Source organism: Quyinboa ferrireducens, from assembly GCF_042436675.1.
Taxonomy (GTDB): Bacteria; Bacteroidota; Bacteroidia; order Bacteroidales; family UBA5342; genus JBHJHP01.
Genome location: NZ_JBHMVA010000003.1, coordinates 187,051 through 204,776 on the forward strand (window position 1 = coordinate 187,051; position 17,726 = coordinate 204,776).

The window sequence follows — 17,726 nt, forward strand, 5'->3', positions numbered from 1 at the left end:
ATAGCAATCAAATGTGCCATCTTTCTAGTTACAGTGGAAGTGCCAAAGATGGAGTTTTTTATGGTATCACAGTAATAATTACCCTCTGATATCTTGTTAAAGGAGGGCTCCCGGAATCTGTAACCTCACAGATCATATGGATGGTATCTCCGGGTCTGGCATCATCCGGTACCGTAATTTTTAATTGAGCTTTTTCTGATCCGGAAATGGCTTTTCCCGAATATGTGCCTGCCTCAATGTAATTCCACCATTTGAAGGATAAGACATCTCCATCCGGATCGTATGTTTTACCGGCATCCAGCTTAACTTTTGAACCGGCTTTGGCTTTTATATTCAATGGTGTATTCTTTAAACGTACAACAGGATGATGATTGGCAGAAGCATAATCTCTGACACACCATTCCGCCCGGGCAGCAAAATCATTCTGAACATCATCCAGCCAACGCCAGATGGGCCTGAAATACCTGGTGCGGATCTCAGTCTCATCCTTAGCAGTATCATTCTCCATCTTTTTCGACCAACTGTTAGCAATAAACCAACGTCCTTGAGGATGTGTATAAGAGGAATCAGGCAGAGGATCCATCCACACATTATTAAGGACCCAAACATATCGTCCGCCCCAGCCACCCCAGCCGGGAGATTCCATGCAGCGCAGACCATTAGGAATATTATATAAAAATGAAGGAGTATCACCTTCAGCATTAAATGCTCCGTTATTATTTTCGTAGGCATCACACAACGGGCCATGTCCCTTCAGGATATGTTCCCTCATCCAGTCTGCTTCGAAATACGGTTTCACTTCATCAGGAAGTACTTTGGGCCAGATATATGCCATGCAGTCGAACTGGTCGGAAATTATAGTTGGAATATTAAACTTTTCCCAGTTGGGACGAATATAGTCCTGGTAGGTGCCATCCTGTTCCCAGATCAAAAATAAACGCAATTTCCCCGCCACCTCTTCCATACGTTCCGGATGATCTTCCTGAATTATTTTAAGCGCACGAGAAATAGTATTACATCCTCCCCATGCCTGCACCCAAACAGGACGCGAATCACTGTCATCTAACAATACCTGAGCAATCAGTTCTGCGCCTTCGGTACGTATATCATCCTCTCCGATACCGTTTATATTGCCCACTTTCCACTTGCTCAAGAGATAATCAGGCGATGGGTAATCCGGATCATGTAATTTCAGGTTATCATAAACCTTTGCATACAAATCAATATAATCTTTTACCCAGGATACAGGATGAAATGCATTCCATCCTGTCCCGCCAATCCAGTGAAACTGCGAACTGCTATTAATTATCCCCTCCACATCAAATTCATTGGAAGTTAACAAAAACCGCACCATCGAAGCCCTGTCATCTGCCTCGCCATCAGTGGTGACAATCACACGCGGTTTTGTATTCTGACTGAAAGTTTGAGTAGCTCCGGTAATACAAAATATCAGAATGAATAAAACATGAGAGGTTTTCATCATACAATTATCTTTATTATAGCTTAAACCTGTTTAAGTGATTTATTAATGCTTACACAAAGTTACCGCTCTGAAAAATAAGTAAATTTCTGTATCTCGTCAAACAAGGATAAATATTAATAATAACGCTTACGGTATAAAAATTTATTTCCTTGAAATAATGGCACCTTACAGAGGACATCGGAACTTTCAAATGCGCCATGGAGTGTCCTGCTTAATGACTTCAAAAGATACCGTTGAATTTATAACAGACAATGACGAATTATTTATCAGATACCATGTAAAAGAAAATTAAATTTGCATTTAACTGTTCAATATTAGCCACACAAATAAATTCTATATGATTGTGCGAAACAAAAAACAACGGACTATTACCATACAAAAACTTGTATTACAACTCTCTTTTCTTATCATTCCTCTTCTGTTAAGTGCACAATCCAACCAGAGCAGTCTCAATACTCAGCCAAATGAAGTCTGGAAAGCTAACTGGATCTGGCAGGATGCGGATGGTCCGCAGGACACATGGATGTGTTTTCGTAAAAATATCCGGTTGAGTAATATTCCTGAAAAAGCAACAGCACGTATCTCTGCTGATTCTAAATACTGGTTGTGGATTAATGGAAAACAGGTTGTATTTGAAGGCCAGCTCAAACGGGACCGGCTGAATGAAACCTGGTTTGACGAAATTGACCTGGCACCATACCTGATTGAAGGGACCAATACAATTGCAGCCGAGGTCTGGTACTGGGGCAGAGAAGGCTTTTCACATCACGACAGTGGGAAAGGGGGATTTTTATTTGATGCCGATTTTGGCGGGACTCCGGTTCGAACCGACAACACGTGGAAACTGAGGATACATCCAGCCTATGAACATTCTGTAGAAGGAGGACAACCCAATATGCGCTTATCGGTCTGGAATGTAAGGTTTAATGCAGCCAATGACACGATTGAAGACTGGCAACTCCCCGGCTACGATGATTCATCATGGAAATCTGCTACTGAAAAGGGCGTACCGCCAGTGCTGCCCTGGAATGCCATGGTCAAACGTCCGTTTCCGCAATGGAAGAACAGTGGATTACAGAACTATGTGAATGCTGAAGCCATTCCTGAAACCGGTAACGGAGAGGTGGTGGAAGCAGTTCTGCCGTATGATGCAAGGGTTTCAGTCTATCTGAAAGTCAAAGCGCCGGAAGGAAAACGGATCAATATGCAAACTGACCAGTATGATGGCTGGTATGATTTTGGTGAGGGACCGGCCAACCGTGCAGAATATATAACCAAAGACGGCATTCAGGAATTTGAAAGTCTGGTCTGGATGAGTGGTAACACCGTGCGTTATAGCATACCTGAAGGAGTTAAGATCATTTCACTGAAATACAGGGAACTCGGTTATCCGGCTGATTTTACCGGTAGTTTTTCATGTAACGATCCGTTTTATAACAAACTCTGGACCATGGCCCGCCGAACATTATACATTAATATGTACGATAATTTTATGGATTGTCCTGATCGGGAACGTGCCCTGTGGTGGGGCGATGTCGTGAATCAGAGTGGTGAATGTTTTTACACCCTCGATACCACTTCTCATGCCCTGATCCGGAAATCCATGAAAACACTGGTGGCCTGGCAGCGAAAAGACTGCACCCTTTTCTCCCCTACCTCCACAAAATGGAGCGCTGAACTGCCTCAACAGATGCTGGCAAGCATTGGCTGGTATGGCTTCTGGAACTATTTTATGAACACCAACGACAGTACAACCATACGTGAAGTCTATCCGGCGGTCAGGAAATACCTGGCAATCTGGAAAATGGGACCGGATGGTCTTGTCGTACATCGTCGCGGAGCCTGGGACTGGGGTGACTGGGGAACCAATATCGATATTGCAGTTCTGGACAATACATGGTATTACCTGGCGCTGAAAGCAGCCATTCCTATGGCAGCTATGAGTGGTTCTGCAGCGGACACTTCAGATTACCGCTCCAGAATGAACAGCATCTCCACAAACTTTTCAAAAATATTCTGGAAGGATGATCAACAATGCTTTCGCTCTGCTAAACTTTCTGAACCTGATGACAGGGCCAATGCCATGGCCGTTCTTGCCGGCCTGGCCCAACCGGATCAGTATGCCGGAATCAGGAAGGTATTACAGGAAAAAATGTTTGCCAGTCCCTATATGGAGAAATATGTATTGGAAGCGCTTTGCAAAACCGGCTCCGATTCACTGGCTCTGATCAGAATGAAGGAACGGTATTCCGAAATGGTTAACAGCAAAAAATACAATACACTTTGGGAAGTGTGGAACGGGTTAAGTGAAGGCACCATTAACCACGGATGGAACGCACCTAACACTGTTTTATCACAAAATATTGCCGGAGTTGCTCCGCTTGAACCGGGATGGGCGGTTTACCAGGTAATGCCACAGATGGGCGGCTTAACAGAAATCAATCAAACGGTTCCGACGGTAAAAGGTGATATAAAAGTTAAGCATGTGCTTTCTTCTGACCGTTTTACAATGAACCTCGAATCACCGCAGGGAACAAAGGCATGCATCGGAATCCCAAAACAATATGGCATTCAAAACATTACTGTAAATGGTAGAACCATTTGGAAGAATGGCAGGTTTCGACACAGTCCGGAGGGAATCTTCCGGGGTGAAGAAAACAGCAATTACGTTACATTTTATGCTTTACCTGGCACATGGCGTTTCGATGCCACGCTAAAGTAGACGTTAAGCTTTAATATTGTAGACCAGAAGTGCATCCCCATGCCTGAGAAAGAGCTTGCCGTCATAAATATAGGGATGCGACCAGTGTTGTCCACGTCCTTTTTCCACTTTGAAGGAACTGATGACTTTAAAACCTGACGGATCCGGTTTTACAAGGCCCACATCACCCGACTTTTCAACATACACATATAACAGGCCATCGGCAAACACCATTTCTCCTTTGGAATTCCATTTCTCTTCATACATCACCTCACCGGTATCCCAGTTCAGACAAACCCAGTTTCCGGCATTGTTATGGATCCAGTTCGATCCATACAGGTATCCGTCATGTTCTATTAAACCGTGATGGTGGTTATCCAGAACCGAATCGGTATAAACTTCGCTGATCACAGAAACATCATCATTGACTTCCAGCATTTTTGCCGGATAGTTATAACCGATGCAAATAAAAATCCGGTTTTCTTTTACCACGGGTGAATTTGCCCAGATCATGCCCTTGGGTTGCCATTTCCACTTTACAGGATCAAAATACCGGTAGGATGTTCTGATGGCACCATCTTCCGGATCAACAATATAAAGGTCACTGGCTGATGCCCCTAAAATGTAAGGCTTCCCGTTGAATTGATGCAAAACAGGCGAGACATAGGAACGCTGGCCATCTGTACCCGGACTCTTCCATACCTCCTCTCCGGTAATTTTATCAAAAGCCACAAATGTTGCCACAGCTCCTGCCGGCGAACAAATAACCTTGTCATCCACGATCAACGGCGATTCAGCCACACCCCAGGTATGCCAGTCCGCCTTATATGCCTTATCCACATTTATCTTCCAGTTGATCTCCCCTGTTTCCGCATTCAGACATACCAGTTCTCCTATCCCGCTGACAATATAGATCCGGTCATCTTCCAGGGTAGGCGTACTCCGGGTATTCGGGAAAGATGCTTCCCATGCCTTGCCATAAGCAACCTGCCATCTTTTGTTACCTTCAAAATCCATACAGGTCAGATAGTCCATGCTATCCTTTTTCCCGGACGCATAAATATACTTCCCGTTGGAAATTACCGAGGACCAGCCATCACCAATCCCTTCATATTCCAGCAGCAATTGCGGACCTGTTTCAGGCCATTCCTGCAAAAGTCCGTTTTCAGGAAATTTTCCATCACGATCCGGTCCACGGAACTGATAGATCTGAGCATAAGCTGTGAAGTAAAGTAAACAGGCTACAAAAGTGAGGCTTATAATTTTCATAATAATATTGTATAAGAGTTAAAAACTAATGTTCAAGATTTTGATAAAAGCATTAATGTAATATCATATCTGTAATTATGTTACACAAATATAACTTACTCATCCGATATAATTTATGCAAGCACCTGAAATCCGTAATAATGGTAGAACAATCCGTAATATATATAAATTCAATCTGTTAAAATACCTTATCTTTACATAACCGATAACAATACTCAATTTCTGTAAGATGAAAAGGCTGCCGTATTACTCCATTCTACTTATTTTACTGATCCTGTTCGTTAGTAGTTCCGCCATAAAAAAGGAAAGTCCCAAAACGAAACATCTGTCCAAATCGCTGACAACAGTAAAAACGTATGCTGATACAGCAAAGGTTTACATGACTACCGATCTAAGTCCGGAAGGTTTGATGGCGGTTTATCAGGCACTGGGCCGTGAAGCCAAAGGGAAGGTAGCTGTTAAACTGCATTCGGGTGAACCGGGTGGTCATCATTTTTTAACACCGGATTTTATCAAAGACCTGGTGCAAACTGTTGATGGGACCATCGTAGAATGCAATACAGCCTATGGAGGAAGCAGGGCAAGCACAGCCATGCATAAGCAGGTACTTGAAGATCATGGATTTACGGCCATCGCACCGACAGATATTATGGACGAAGACGGCTATGTTGGTTTACCTGTACCGAACGGAACTAATATTACCGAAGATTTTGTGGGTTCACATTTTGATAATTATGACTTCTTTATCGTACTCTCTCATTTTAAAGGCCATGCCATGGGCGGCTTTGGAGGCGCTATAAAAAATATGTCCATCGGCATTGCAGCAAGAGCAGGTAAATGCTGGATCCATACGGCTGGCAATAGCATGAGCAGCATGTGGGGCGGAGCACAGGATCCATTCCTGGAATCAATGGCTGAGGCAGCGTTTGCCGTCGACAATGCCATGGGAGACAGCATTATCTACATCAGTGTCATGAATAATTTATCGGTAGACTGTGATTGCGATAACAGTCCTGCGGCCCCCACAATGGCTGATATTGGTATTCTGGCCTCGCTTGACCCGGTTGCACTGGATCAGGCCTGCGTTGACCTGGTGTATGCGGCACATGACGGACACGATTTGATTGAACGGATGGAATCACGCAACGGGATTCATACACTTGAACATGCAGAAAATATTGGATTTGGCACCAGAAAATATAATCTGCTGAAAGTTTCAAATACGGCAATACAGAAAAATGAGATAGCAGACGAACAAATCTATCCCAATCCGGCATCTTCAAGGGTAAACATTCCGAATTTTTCAAAATACGATTATGTTCACGTTGTTGATATGCAGGGAAAGCTTATTGTAAGGTATGAAAGCAAACCGGAAATTCAAATTCAGAACCTGTCCTCAGGTCGGTATGTGATGCAGTTTATTTCGGGGGATGCTGTAATAGGTCAGGCATCATTGATGAAAGAATAAATTTGATCCGTACTTTGAAAAGGATAAAACAGAAACAGCTTTACCTGATGCCTGCACATGCTTGAAAGAGAATTTATTTATTTATGGTATTACTTTACCGTTCTTTTCAACCAGATCTTCCCGTACTGGTTAATTGGAATTTTAATTGGTTCTGTCGTTTCTGTTTTTGGAAAAACAAAGATAAATCAGCTTTTTGCTTCTGTTAAAGATACCCGGTTAGGATTACTGGGAATCATACCGGCAAGTTTACTTGGGATCGCTTCTCCATTATGCATGTACGGCACCATACCAATTGTGGCTTCCTTTCATAAACAAGGCATGCGCCAGGACTGGCTGTCCGCTTTTATGATGAGTTCTATCCTGCTGAATCCGCAGCTTATCATATACAGTGCAGCACTCGGCATGGAAGCACTGATTATTCGTATTTCACTTAGTTTTCTAGGCGGAATTTTTGCCGGATTACTAATCTCAGCGTTTTACAGAAATCGTAATTTTTTTAATTTCTCAGGTTTTTCAGAAAAAGCGAACAGAGACACGCATCCTAATCTTTTCATTCGTTTTTTAAAGAATCTGTGGCGAAACATCAGAGCAACCGGTCTTTATTTTCTGATCGGCATTATCCTGACCGCTCTGTTTCAACGCTACGTGCCCAATGATGGTTTCGTAAAACTATTTGGGGAACAAAAGGGATTTGGTGTGTTGATGGCTGCCACTCTTGGTGTTCCGGTTTATGTGTGTGGCGGTGGCACGATTCCCCTGTTAATGGACTGGCTGCATCGGGGAATGAGCCTGGGCGCTGCCGGCGCCTTTATGATCTCCGGTCCGGGGACCAAAATAACCAACCTGGGAGCATTAAAAATTGCATTGGGAACCAAAAGCTTTTTCCTCTACTTTTCATATGTCTTTTTGTTTTCCGTGATAGCAGGACTAATAATTAACCTGATATTATAATGACGCATGATTTCAAAAAAATAGTTAAAACTTTTATAGGGAAATTGGTATATCATCCTGAATAGCACATAAAATAGAGCCTTGAAATAAACCAACATGGATCATAATCCTGCTCGTTTTTACCAATTCCCGGCACTTCAACACAGGCTATTCATATGCAGGATATGAAGAAGTTAATGTACCTTGAACCACACGCGATTCCTGTTTGTTATAAAAATCAAAACCTCACTTCCACCTTCTAAAATCCTGTCAAACAAATAATATGAATCCCGAAATTGACATATATCTTAGTCAGGGCTGTATGCGGTGTGAATTTGGCGGCACTCCGCAATGTAAGGTTCACAACTGGACGGAAGAACTGAATCTGTTGCGCATGATTATTCTGGACTGCGGACTAAACGAAGAATTAAAATGGGGTGTCCCTTGTTATACCTGGCATAATAAAAATGTGGCCATAATGAGCGCCTTCCGGGAATACTGTGCTCTTAGTTTTTTCAAAGGTTCCCTGTTAAAAGATCCTGAAAGAATTTTAGATAAACCTGGAGAAAATTCACAGGCTGGCAGACTGATCAAATTTACTAACATCCAGCAGATCAATGAAAAGGAACCCGAATTAAAAGCTTATATTCATGAAGCTATTGAGCTTGAAAAGGAAGGACGTGAAGTAAAATTTAAAACGGTGAATGAATATGCTGTGCCTGAAGAACTACAACATAAATTGGATGAAGAACCTGTATTGAGGCAAGCGTTTGAAGCTTTAACACCAGGTCGGCAAAAAGGTTATCTCATCTATTTTTCACAACCAAAACAATCTAAAACCCGCGAAACACGTATTGAGAAATGCATTCCTCGAATTCTGGAAGGCAAAGGACTGCATGAACGCTGAAAAACAATCATTTTATTTAAAATTTAAATGAAAATACTAAATTAGCACCGGTGATTACATATTAAAACAACAACATATAGACCTTAAGTAAACCAGTTATCCATGAAAGTTATTCTGGCAGGAATATTCAGATTTCTTTTTCAAAGTCGCTTCTTCAAAAAACGTTTTTTTGGAATTCATAAACGTATCTTCACCCCGTTTAATCTGTTCAAGGGCGTGAAACGTACGATCCGTTTTCATGGTATAAAGCTCAACCTGCATATTGATGACTGGATCCAGGAAAACATTTATTTTCTGGGTGAATATGAAAATGCCGAATTAAAGTCCATTCATAACTTTCTGACTGAAAAATCCGTTTTTATAGATATTGGCGCAAATATTGGCCTTTACACCCTTTACGCATCAAGGTTAGTCAGCTATAAAGGAAAAGTAATCAGTTTCGAACCTTTTCCGAGAAATCATGCAGCATTGGTGAAAAACGTAAAACTAAACGGATTCAATAACATAACGTGTGAAAAAATGGCCGTTGGTGAAAGGGAAGACTTTATTAAACTGTATTATGATGAAAATGAGCATAATTTAGGCATGGTAACTGCAATGCCAGTTGATCAAGGGATAAGTGAAGATGTTAAAGTTACCTCTTTGGATGATTACCTCCAGGTTCATCCGGTAGTGAAAATCGATCTGATAAAAATTGATGTAGAAGGATTCGAATACAATTGTCTTAAAGGGATGAAAAATACATTATCCAAATTTAAACCCTCCCTGCTAATTGAGATTTTGAAAGATAATGAATCCGCACAAAATGAAAACAGCCATTCCTTACTCAAAGAATTAGGTTACAGAAAATATTATATTGATGATAACGGCAATATTTCAGAACATGAAACAAATCCTGAAAGAAGGAATTATATTTTTAAGCCAGAACATTTTAAGAGCTCTAAAACATCAGTCTAGTCTTTTCGAATACAATTTGTAATCCATTCAAAATTATAAAAATAGTCAGATCCAAAAATGCCACCTGAATACCTCAGGTTACATTCATAAGCATCGCGGGGAAATACCTCGTACTTTAATAATATAATCTATTTCGAGGGTTTATGATGTTTCAGATAAATGCGCTGTCCCGGCTGCGGCTGTGTTCCCTTATCCATATTATTCTTTTTATACAGACTACGCAAACGTATACCGTAACGTTGGGAAATTTCGCGCATAGACTCATCTTCCTTAGCCACATGAAACTCATAATTTTTTGACCGGTTACGTTTTGGCTGAATATAAACAACCTGTCCTGAAGTAAGATAAGCATCCTCAGGCAAATCGTTATATTTATACAGTTCCCAGTCACGCAGGTTAAATTCCTGCGAAATACTCTGAAAACTATCTCCCGGACGCACTTTCACATAATTTACTTTATTATTGGAATAGATCTGATGCGACGAAAACGGTTTGATCACAAAATTATCCACCGGTTCCTGTTTTCTTGTTTTACGGGTACTGATGACCTCATCTTCGGTGAACTCAACTTTTACACCACGGTCGTATAAAAACAATTCATTGTCTTCTATAATTTTTATAAGACGGTTGGCATATTGAGGATCAGTGGCATATCCGGCTTTTTTCAGTCCTCTCGCCCACCCTTTGTAATCTGTCACCTTTAATTCAAACAGAAATCTGTAACGCTCCCTGGATGTCAAAAATTTTGAATGATCCTCAAACGACTCTACTGGTTCTTTATATTTACGGAAACATTCATTCCGCATATCATCGTCACGGTGAACCGAAGGACCTGTCCAATCGTGGCACTTAATGCCGAAATGGTTATTGGCAACCCGCGCCAGATAACTGTTTCCGTTTGATGACTCAAGAATGCCCTGCGCCAGGGTAATGCTGGCAGGAATACCATATCGCTGCATCTCTCTTATAGCTATAGGAGCAAACTTTTCTACATAATCTTCGCGGGTAAGTGTCTGTGCATTCATGGCAAATATCACCATTAACAGAACAGAAACAAGGAATGGTCTTTTCGGTATCATCTTATTAAACATATGATGCAAAAATAAAAAATCAAAATCTAAACAACTGAAACACTTCGTAATACTTATTAACGAAATTTCAAGTAAAAAATTCTTTTAAAACTTGTTGATAGTTTTTTTGTTTAAGATTCATGAATCCCCCACTGACTTCACTAATTTTATTTGCTAAAATTTTTTACAATGATACCGTATACGCATCTGCACGTACACTCACAATATTCAATTCTTGATGGTGCCGCCAGCCTCAGGAATCTCATAGCAAAAGCTAAAAATGATGGCATGACTTCTCTTGCACTCACTGATCACGGTGATATGTTCGGCATAAAGGAGTTTCATGATCTGTGTAACAAAGAGGGCATCAAGCCGCTTTTAGGGGTTGAAACCTATGTGGTAAACAACCGTAAAGACAAGGACAGGTCCAACTATCATTTAATCCTGATCGCAAAAAATGAAAAAGGCTACAGAAATCTTCTGAAGCTGGTCTCCATTGCCAATATCGAAGGGTTTTATTACCGCCCCAGGATAGACAAGGAAACCCTTGAAAAATACAACGAAGGTCTTATTGTGACCTCTGCGTGTATCGGTGGCGAGGTACCTCAAAAAATTATGGCGGGCAATATGGATGATGCCGAAGAAACCATTAAATGGTTTAAAAGGGTGTTTAAAGATGATTACTATCTAGAGCTGCAACGACATAAAACGGATGATCCTGCATTGAGAGCGGATGTGTATGACAACCAGGTTTTAGTGAACAAACACCTGATAGAACTGGCTAAAAAACACGATATCAAGCTGATTGCCACTAATGATGTTCATTTTATCAACGCTGAGGATGCAGATGCCCATGACCTGCTCATCTGTCTGAATACAGGAAAAGATCTGAACGATGAGAACAGGATGCGTTACACCAAGCAGGAATATCTGAAAACCACGGCAGAAATGAACGCGCTTTTTGCTGATGTTCCTGACGCATTGCAGAATACGCAGGAAATTGCGGATAAGGTTGAAATATATAAGCTGAATGCGGATCCAATCATGCCAATCTTCCCTATTCCCGAGGAATTTGGAACTGAAGCGGAATACCGGGCTAAATTCAACGAAGAATCACTAAAAGAAGAATTCGGACCGGCTTTTGATCGTCTGGGCGGTTATGAAAAGGTAATCAGAGTAAAGCTTGAATCGGATTATCTGACTTATCTGACTTATAAAGGAGCTGAAAAAAAATATAAAGACACCCTGGAAGAAAAAAGGGATCGTATCGACTTCGAGCTGGAAACCATCAAAACCATGGGTTTTCCGGGATACTTCCTCATTGTGCAGGATTTTATCAATGCAGCCAGAGAAATGGGTGTTCTGGTTGGTCCGGGACGTGGTTCTGCAGCCGGTGCCGCCGTATCGTATTGTGTCGGGATCACCAATATTGACCCCATAAAGTACGACCTGCTGTTTGAACGTTTTCTGAATCCTGATCGTATTTCGATGCCCGATGTGGATATAGACTTTGATGATGACGGACGGCAACTTGTATTGGATTGGGTAACCAAAAAATACGGAAAAGATAAGGTGGCGCACATTTGTACCTTTGGAACAATGGCAGCAAAACTGGCTATCCGCGATGTGGCGCGTGTTCTTCGATTACCGCTGCCTGAAGCGGACCGCTTAGCTAAAATGGTGCCTGAAACACCTAAAATCACACTTAAAAAAGCATTCAAGGAGGTTCCCGAACTGGAAAAGGAGAAAGAGTCGGATAATCCGTTGGTGGCTCAAACCCTTAAGTTTGCAGAAACACTGGAAGGTTCTGTACGCCAGACCGGTGTACATGCCTGTGGAATCCTTATCGGCCGTGATCCTTTGGATCAGCACGTACCTTTAATGCCTGCCAAAGAAGCACAATTACTCACCACCCAGTACGATGGTCGTTTTGTTGAATCCATCGGCTTATTAAAAATGGACTTTCTGGGTTTAAAGACCCTTTCCATCATAAAAGAAACTCTGGACAACATTAAACGATCGAAGGGTATTGAGGTAGATATTGATCACATACCTGAAGATGATGAAAAAACATTTGAGCTGTTCAGTCGTGGTGAAACAACTGCTATTTTCCAGTTTGAATCACCCGGAATGAAAAAGCATCTCCGGGCTTTGAAGCCAAACCGCTTTGAGGACCTTGTGGCCATGAACGCCTTGTATCGTCCGGGACCAATGGAATACATCCCCGATTACATTGATCGCAAACATGGCCGTAAAAAAGTGGAATACGATCATCCAATGATGGAAGAATACCTGGATGAAACCTACGGAATCACTGTATTCCAGGAGCAGGTGATGCTTCTGTCGCGCCATTTGGGTCAGTTTACCCGCGGTGAATCGGATTCGCTGCGTAAAGCTATGGGTAAAAAAATCAAGGCTATGATGGACAACCTGAAAGTGAAGTTCATGGAAGGGTGTAAGTCGAATCCCGCTTTTATTGAAGGGTGTAAGGAAGTAGATAAAAAACCGGATACACTTATCGAAAAGATATGGAAGGACTGGGAAGCTTTTGCAAGTTATGCTTTCAATAAATCGCATTCGGTATGTTATGCCCGCATCGCGTACCAGACAGGCTATTTAAAAGCCCACTACCCTGCAGAGTTTATGGCAGGCGTGTTGTCGCGTAACCTTAACGACATCACCAAAATAACCACCTTCATGGAAGAATGCCGTAGAATGGGTCTCGTGGTTAAAGGTCCGGATGTAAATGAGAGTATTCACAAATTTGCAGTAAATGACAAGGGTGAGGTTCTTTTCGGCATGGTTGGAGTAAAAGGCGTGGGACAAAATGCCGTTTCCGATATCGTTGAAGAACGGGAAACAAACGGACGGTTTAAAGATATTTTCGATTTTGCAGAACGGGTGAACCTGACTTCTGTGAATAAAAAGAACTGGGAAGCGTTGGCAAAGTCAGGTGCCTTTGATAACCTGAACCTGCAGACCAGAGCCCAGTTTTTTGCCCAGGCACCCAACGATGAAAACACCTTTATCGAGAGCATGATCAAGTACGGCAACATGTTTCAGAACGATAAGGCATCGCAGCAGAATTCGTTATTTGGAGATATGGGAAGTTCAGCCATTCAGATCAAAAAACCAGACATCCCGGATTGTGATCCATGGTCGAAACTGCATGAGCTGAACGAAGAAAAGGATGTTATTGGCATTTACCTTTCGGCTCATCCTTTAGACAGTTACCGGTTTGAGATAGAGAATTTCTTTAACATCCAGATGCCTATGCTTGATAACATGGATGAAATGCTGGGAAAAGAAATTACAACCGGAGGCATGGTGACAAAATTCAGAACCGGAACAACAAGGAACGGGAAATTATTTGGAATACTAACCGTGGAAGACTATCATGGTCCTTTTGACTTTGCTTTTTTCGGTGAAGATTACATTAAATTCAAGAATTTCTTCCAGGTTGGTTATATCATCATGATTAAAGGTCGTGTTCAGCAACGTAGATGGGATAATACAAAATATGATTTCAGTATAAAATCCATCAATCTACTGAGTGAAGTCAGGGAAAAGCTGGTAAAAAAGATGACCCTTAATATGGATCTGGGATCCGTCAACGAGAATAATGTGAATGACCTGTATCAGATGTTTGATAATAACAAAGGGAGCGTATTGCTGTCATTTAAAATTGTAAATCCCGAAGATAATCATGTGGTTAGCTTTCATTCACGCGGAATCCGTATCAATGTTACCGACGAATTGTTACAGAATCTAAACGAGATGGAAGGAGTGTCATATTATGTTAATTAACATATCTTCAAGGTCTCTAACACATTAAACACCAATGAATTTGGTTTTAACAAAAAAAATAATTTAATATTGTACAAAACATCTGACTTGAATACTGTTTGTGATTAAAAAATATTTTTATGTTTGTAGTCACATAAGAGCTCTGAATTTTTAGTTTAACATTAAATTATTTTTTAATATGAGCCAGGTAAAACCACGTGTAATAAAAGATTACGACAAACTTGATGCAGGCATTCTGGAACAGATTAAACTTGTATATCCTTACGGATTTACTGAAAATCTGATCACCTTTACAAACAAAGACGGAAAGCTTGTGAGTGCATTGCCTTTTGAAACGGATGAAAAGTATTACATGATCAGGATGACCGCAGAAGAAGCTGAAATCATTATTGACCAGGACGACGATTACGATGATGACGGTGTATTAAAAACCGAAATCAAGGAAGAATACGAAGACAAGTATTCAGATCTGGAATATCTGGCCGATAACGTGGAAGACGACGCGGAAGAACCGATGGAAAGAGAAGAAGATTAACACACGTTATAAAATATTAAAGGCTGTCCGGTTAAGACAGCCTTTAACTTTTATATTCGTTCAATTTTCTTATTCCACCCTGTGACCACCGTCACCGATTTCGGCTACATAGAATTCTGCAACCAAACCTGTCTTTTCGGTATATTCCTTACCTACTTTTTCAATAAATTCATCCACGTATTCATCTTTTACAAGACTAACGGTTGATCCACCAAAACCGCCACCAGTCATACGCGAACCAATGGTACCTTCAATCTTACGTGCAGCTTCAACCATTGAATCCAGTTCATGGCCTGTTACTTCGTAATCATCGCGCAATGAATCGTGCGATCCGTTCATCAGCTGTCCGAATACTTCAAGATTTCCGGCCTGTAATTCAGAAACAGCTCTTGTGGTTCTGTCAATTTCACTCACAACGTGGCGTGCTCTGCGCATTACTGTTTCATCTTCAATTTTATCGGCTACAGATTTAAACTGTTCCATGGTCAGCTCACCCAGATTATTGATAGGAATATGTGGTTTAATGGCATCAACAGCTGCATGGCATTCGCTTACGCGTTTGTTGTACATACCAGAATCCAGGGAGTGAGGTGAGTTAGTATTACCAATCACAATCTTCACACCATCCAAAACAACAGGAACAAGGTCATATTCCAGTGTATCGCAATTCAGGAATACAGCGTTATCCTTCTGTCCCATTCCTGAGGCAAACTGATCCATAATACCGCACATTACACCGGCAAACTCATGCTCGGACTTTTGTCCGTATTTAATCAACGTCAGTTTATCCAGGCCAAAACCATAGGTATCATTAACCGCAACACCGGTTACAACTTCAAGTGAAGCAGACGAAGAGAGTCCGGCTCCGCCAGGCACATTACCCCAGATCAGAATATCAGCACCTTCGGCAGGCACATGACCATTTTTAACGAACTGAGCAATTACACCGAGTGAATAGTTAGCCCAGGTTCCTTTGGGAAGTGGTTTTGTTAAATCCTCCAGCTTAACCTCAACTACCTGAGGCATATTCAGTGATTTGAATTTGAAAACATCGCTGCCGTTTTTACGAATCAGGCAGTAAGTTCCGAATGACAAAGCGCATGGAAATACAAAGCCACCATTATAGTCTGTATGTTCTCCAATAAGATTAACCCTTCCAGGAGAGAAAAATACACCGATTTCTCCTTCCCCGTAAGTTTTCACGAACTCTTGTTTAAGTGTTTTTACATCCATTTTATTAAATCGATTAGTTAATATTTGTGTTATAACGATTTTCTAATTATCAATTGCGAGGGGTTTTCTTTTATCTCTTTTGTTCTGTCCAGCACCATCCGGGCCATCTCCTGTCCCATCAGTTTAAAGTCGGTTGAAATCGTCGTGATCCCGCCCGCTACAACTTCTTTGAGGTCCGTATCATTAAACGAAACAAGACCAATATTCTTGCCCAAGTGCAGCTTAAATTTCTCCGTTTGTTTTATGATCTGAATCAGGTGTCTGTCGTGCGTTACAAAATAGACTTCACCCTGCTTAATTGTTTTTCCATCCAACGATTCCAGCAACTCGTAGTCGAAACTGTTCTCCTTGCAAAAACGGACAAAACCCGTTTTACGCTCTTCCGGCTCTTTGCCTTTTGGTGAAACCAAAATCAACTTTTCATATTTCATCAAAAACATCTGTCCGGTTACCAGCGCGTCGTAAATATCTTCTTCAAAATTCTGATAAATCGTGCCATACAAATAAGGTAGCTCAGATTTTCTGTCCAGTATATACGTACGCTCAAACGGAAGTTTTTTAATAACAGGAGCAATATTATCAATGGATCCCGGCATGATCACAAACGAAGTATATTTGTATTTGTTCTCCTCAACCAGGGTTTCCATAACCTGACGATTGAAATGATGAAAATAAATATCAACCGCAGCATTATTTCCTATCTCACCGATAAACCCGTTGTACAAATCCTCCTTAAACGCATTGAATTCATCAAACATCAGAAAAATTTTCTCCTTCTGTTTGATATTGGTTGTGGAAATATAATATCCCTTACCGGGTGTGGATGAAATTATTTTCTTATCCTTAAGTTCTTTAAAAGCTGCCAGAACGGTATCGCGTGACAATCCAAATTCATCCTTGATCTGATTCAAAGACGGAATTTTGTCTCCGCGTTTCAACTCTCCTGTCTGTATCGCCTGAAAAATTGAATTAATAATCTGCTTGTACTTTGGCACTTCCAGATCGTTATTAATTTGTATCAGGTTCATATATGCATTTTTACGTTTTCAATTGACCCTAAATTACTATCAGGCCGTGTATTTAAAAGCTATCAAATATAATTAAAAAACACATCTATAAAACATGTTTTGCAGCATACCAGTACCTACCAGTTGGCATTTAGAATAACAAGAAATTCTTAAACTCCACTTCTTAAATTCTGAAAGCCAAACACTTAAAATTATTAAGACGGCAGAACGATAAAAGTATGATTGTCGCCATAAAAAATGTTATATTTAAATATTATTTCAGTACGAAATCCGGTAGATTCTGTAAACAGAACATCCATACCTTGGGGAATGCCTGACTTAAATTTTTCTGCTTATCA

General features: G+C 41.1%; 12 protein-coding genes. 7 read left to right on the plus strand and 5 right to left on the minus strand.

Going from position 1 to position 17,726, the window contains the following annotated elements:
- Positions 1–58: 58 nt before the first annotated feature.
- Positions 59–1,483, minus strand: a complete 1,425-nt coding sequence (locus ACE01N_RS06885) for a DUF1593 domain-containing protein (RefSeq protein ID WP_380586185.1) — start codon at positions 1,481–1,483, stop codon at positions 59–61.
- 337 nt (positions 1,484–1,820) lie between these two features.
- Between ACE01N_RS06885 and ACE01N_RS06890 the strand changes: the two genes are divergently transcribed.
- Positions 1,821–4,205 (plus strand): alpha-L-rhamnosidase-related protein, encoded by a 2,385-nt coding sequence (locus tag ACE01N_RS06890; RefSeq protein ID WP_380586188.1) that lies wholly within the window; start codon positions 1,821–1,823, stop codon positions 4,203–4,205.
- 3 nt (positions 4,206–4,208) lie between these two features.
- Here ACE01N_RS06890 and ACE01N_RS06895 read toward each other — a convergent pair whose 3' ends face one another.
- Positions 4,209–5,453 carry an outer membrane protein assembly factor BamB family protein gene (locus ACE01N_RS06895; protein ID WP_380586191.1) on the minus strand — a complete coding sequence of 415 codons (1,245 nt, stop codon included), beginning with the start codon at positions 5,451–5,453 and terminating at the stop codon, positions 4,209–4,211.
- Between the two features lie 229 nt (positions 5,454–5,682).
- On the opposite strand from ACE01N_RS06895, the gene ACE01N_RS06900 reads away from it, so the two are divergent.
- The 4 genes from ACE01N_RS06900 to ACE01N_RS06915 all read left to right on the plus strand — a co-directional run bounded on the left by ACE01N_RS06900 (position 5,683) and on the right by ACE01N_RS06915 (position 9,715).
- Positions 5,683–6,921, plus strand: coding sequence for a DUF362 domain-containing protein (locus tag ACE01N_RS06900; protein ID WP_380586194.1), 1,239 nt, complete (start codon positions 5,683–5,685; stop codon positions 6,919–6,921).
- A gap of 57 nt (positions 6,922–6,978) precedes the next feature.
- Positions 6,979–7,872 carry a permease gene (locus ACE01N_RS06905; RefSeq protein ID WP_380586197.1) on the plus strand — a complete coding sequence of 298 codons (894 nt, stop codon included), beginning with the start codon at positions 6,979–6,981 and terminating at the stop codon, positions 7,870–7,872.
- A gap of 262 nt (positions 7,873–8,134) precedes the next feature.
- Positions 8,135–8,758 carry a YdeI/OmpD-associated family protein gene (locus tag ACE01N_RS06910; RefSeq protein ID WP_380586200.1) on the plus strand — a complete coding sequence of 208 codons (624 nt, stop codon included), beginning with the start codon at positions 8,135–8,137 and terminating at the stop codon, positions 8,756–8,758.
- Between the two features lie 102 nt (positions 8,759–8,860).
- Positions 8,861–9,715 carry an FkbM family methyltransferase gene (locus tag ACE01N_RS06915; protein WP_380586203.1) on the plus strand — a complete coding sequence of 285 codons (855 nt, stop codon included), beginning with the start codon at positions 8,861–8,863 and terminating at the stop codon, positions 9,713–9,715.
- A 128-nt stretch (positions 9,716–9,843) separates the two neighbouring features.
- Here ACE01N_RS06915 and ACE01N_RS06920 read toward each other — a convergent pair whose 3' ends face one another.
- On the minus strand, positions 9,844–10,794 hold the full coding sequence (locus tag ACE01N_RS06920) for a glucosaminidase domain-containing protein (protein WP_380586206.1): 951 nt from the start codon (positions 10,792–10,794) through the stop codon (positions 9,844–9,846).
- A gap of 180 nt (positions 10,795–10,974) precedes the next feature.
- Between ACE01N_RS06920 and dnaE the strand changes: the two genes are divergently transcribed.
- On the plus strand, positions 10,975–14,592 hold the full coding sequence (gene dnaE / locus ACE01N_RS06925) for a DNA polymerase III subunit alpha (RefSeq protein ID WP_380586209.1): 3,618 nt from the start codon (positions 10,975–10,977) through the stop codon (positions 14,590–14,592).
- A gap of 178 nt (positions 14,593–14,770) precedes the next feature.
- Positions 14,771–15,127, plus strand: coding sequence for a hypothetical protein (locus ACE01N_RS06930; protein WP_375728385.1), 357 nt, complete (start codon positions 14,771–14,773; stop codon positions 15,125–15,127).
- 69 nt (positions 15,128–15,196) lie between these two features.
- Here the strand turns inward: ACE01N_RS06930 and ACE01N_RS06935 are convergent, their stop codons facing one another.
- Positions 15,197–16,360 (minus strand): galactokinase, encoded by a 1,164-nt coding sequence (locus ACE01N_RS06935; RefSeq protein WP_380586213.1) that lies wholly within the window; start codon positions 16,358–16,360, stop codon positions 15,197–15,199.
- Between the two features lie 29 nt (positions 16,361–16,389).
- Complete coding sequence (locus ACE01N_RS06940; protein ID WP_375728383.1) at positions 16,390–17,388, minus strand: GntR family transcriptional regulator; 999 nt, start codon at positions 17,386–17,388, stop codon at positions 16,390–16,392.
- Positions 17,389–17,726 lie beyond the last annotated feature (338 nt).